3 protein-coding genes are annotated in these 2,599 nt (G+C 58.5%); 2 read left to right on the forward strand and 1 reads right to left on the reverse strand.

From position 1 onward, the window contains the following. Together AC1DX0_RS34395 and AC1DX0_RS34400 are read left to right on the forward strand one after the other, a co-directional pair. The coding region (locus AC1DX0_RS34395; RefSeq protein WP_477358828.1) for a GDP-mannose 4,6-dehydratase at positions 1-296 on the forward strand (296 nt) is incomplete at its 5' end. 48 nt (positions 297-344) lie between these two features. Further along, on the forward strand, positions 345-1,589 hold the full coding sequence (locus AC1DX0_RS34400; protein ID WP_477219594.1) for a class I SAM-dependent methyltransferase: 1,245 nt from the start codon (positions 345-347) through the stop codon (positions 1,587-1,589). A 101-nt stretch (positions 1,590-1,690) separates the two neighbouring features. Here AC1DX0_RS34400 and AC1DX0_RS34405 read toward each other — a convergent pair. Then, on the reverse strand, positions 1,691-2,599 hold a 909-nt coding region (locus AC1DX0_RS34405), incomplete at its 5' end, for a hypothetical protein (RefSeq protein WP_477358831.1).

Below are 2,599 nucleotides of genomic sequence, written 5' to 3' on the forward strand. Positions count from 1 at the left end.
GTGCTTATGCGCACGTCGCCTTGAACAGCGATGGTCTCCAGCCAAACACCATCTTCAATGTTGCATCCGGCATCTCATGGCGGATGGGAGATATTTTGGACCAGCTCCTGGCGCAAAGCAGTGTCAAGATCGTCACCGAACAAGATCCGCTGCGGCTGCGACCGAGTGATCTGCCGTCTATTGTGGGGGATGCAACCCGCGCCCGAACGCGTCTTGGCTGGGTGCCGGAGCATCCCTTCGAGGAGGCCCTTGCCGCGGTTCTGAAGGATTGCCGCGCACGGGTGGCCCAAGCTTAGAGAACTGCAATCAATGCCCTTTCACCAACAAATTGAGAGTCAGAATTCATGAACGAGGTAAGGTATCACGCCATCGAGACCTGCCGTGTCGGCAAGGCCAAGGATCTGGTCTCCGTGCTCAATCTCGGCGAGCAGGCGCTCACCGGGGTGTTTCCCAAATCGGCGTCTGAACCTGTGACCAAAGGGCCGCTCGAACTGGTCTGGTCTGCCTCCAGCGGACTTCTGCAGTTGAGACATTCCTATGAGCCGAGCGAAATGTACGGCGACAATTACGGCTATCGCTCGGGTCTGAACCAGTCGATGGTCGATCATCTGACGCACAAGGTTCGCTTCCTGGAGAGGCTGGCCTCGCCACGCGGCGGTGACGTCGTTCTCGACATCGGTAGCAACGATTGCACGACCCTCAAGGCCTATTCGACCGCAGGGTTGACGCGCATAGGCATCGATCCGACGGGCAAGAAGTTTGCGCAGTATTATCCGGACGATGTGAAACTGGTGCCGGACTTTTTCTCGGCCGAAGCCTATCGTGGCATCTCACAAAAGCGCGCCAAGATCGTGACATCCATTGCGATGTTCTATGATCTTGAGGATCCCATCGCCTTTGCGCGTCAGGTGGCCGAGGTCCTCGCCGAAGACGGCATCTGGCATTTCGAACAAAGCTACATGCCGTCGATGCTTCGCCTCAACTCCTATGACACGATTTGCCACGAGCATGTCGAGTATTACTCCCTCGGAGTCGTGGCGAAGATACTGGAGGCGGCTGGTCTCAAGGTCGTCAACGTTGTCATGAACAACATCAACGGCGGCAGTTTCGCTGTCACGGCCACCCATAAGGGCAACACAAGTCTCAAATCCGATCAGCCGGTCATCGATTGGCTGCTGCAACAGGAAGACCGCATGGGCCTGTCCACACCGCGGCCTTTTCGCGACTTCGAGGAGCGCGTGTTCCGGCACAAGGACGACCTGTCACGTCTTATCAGGACACTCGTGGCCGACGGCAAGAAAGTGCTGGGCTACGGCGCCTCGACCAAAGGCAATGTCGTCCTGCAATTCTGCAACTTCACGTCAGCCGAAATCCCGGCCATCGCCGAAGTCAATCCGGAGAAGTTTGGCCGCATGACCCCTGGGACGCACATACCGATCATTTCTGAAGCCGAAGCGCGTGCGATGAAGCCGGACTATTTTCTGGTCCTGCCTTGGCATTTCAAGGACGGTATCCTGCGTCGTGAGCGCGAATATCTCGCCGACGGCGGGCGGTTTATTTTCCCGTTCCCCGAGATAGAGATAATCTAGATCGGCAGTTGGAGAGCGCGTGCTTTTTACAAGCGCTGCTCTGGGCGCCGTCCAGCGCCGCGTCCGCGTCGTGATCAGATGATGAGGCCTGGCATGGGGAGTCAAATGGCCGCATCATAGAGTTCCTGGTCAACTCGCGTGAGGTCTCGCAGTCTCCGAAGCGCTTCCTCCGGCAGTTCCTCGGCGTCGTCGCGTTCGGTGCCGTTCGCACGAGGTACTTCCGCCGCAATGGGTGGAGGGATATCTGCCACTTCCGCGACCCGGACAAGGAAGTCGTGAAGGCGCTCGGTCACTCCGACGACCGCCATACCCTTGAGCACTGCCCTGGCCCCCTCCAGCAGCTCCGGCTTAAGCAGAGGCAGTGACGTTTGCTCCAGCGCCTCGGAGAGGGCGAACAGTGCGTGATCGGCCTCTGAGTAGCGGCTACCGAGCACCGCCAGGCTGAGCGGCAGTTTCACAAGGTAGCGAGCCTGATATTCCTCGATCATAACCCGATTAAGATCGTCCATCACGAAGTCGGTGAACGTTTGGCCCAATACCCTGAGATGATGCGGGTGCTCACGCGCCCGGCGAACGTGGTGCCAGTGCGAGCGCGTCCTGGCGACGGGCTCCCGCAAGACAGTCACCGTCACGACGTCGCGACCAAGATAGGGCTTGAGATAGCTATGGAAGTGGCCGGCGAATGCCTGGTAGTCGCGAAGCGTTTCCGGTGGACACATCACCAAATCGTCCGCAAGCCAAGCCGGGCAGAGGTTGTCGCCGTAGTGGGAATGCAGCCACGTCCTGACAGAAACGCCGGCCGTTTTCGGGATATGCTGGAAGTAGATCGGGAGGCCCTGCAAGCGTGCGCGTGCCCGCCTTTCGATCCAGCCTCTGACGCGAGATACCATAGTCTTTTTCCTTCTGCGCCGGCCACTTGTAGCCTCTCCCGACGATTTCGTAAGAAGCCTTCCATTGAATGCGTCGTGCAATTTCGCCGCGAATCGCGCGCTTTGCTCAATCAGTTTGAT

Source organism: Mesorhizobium sp. P3_A9, assembly GCF_056402975.1.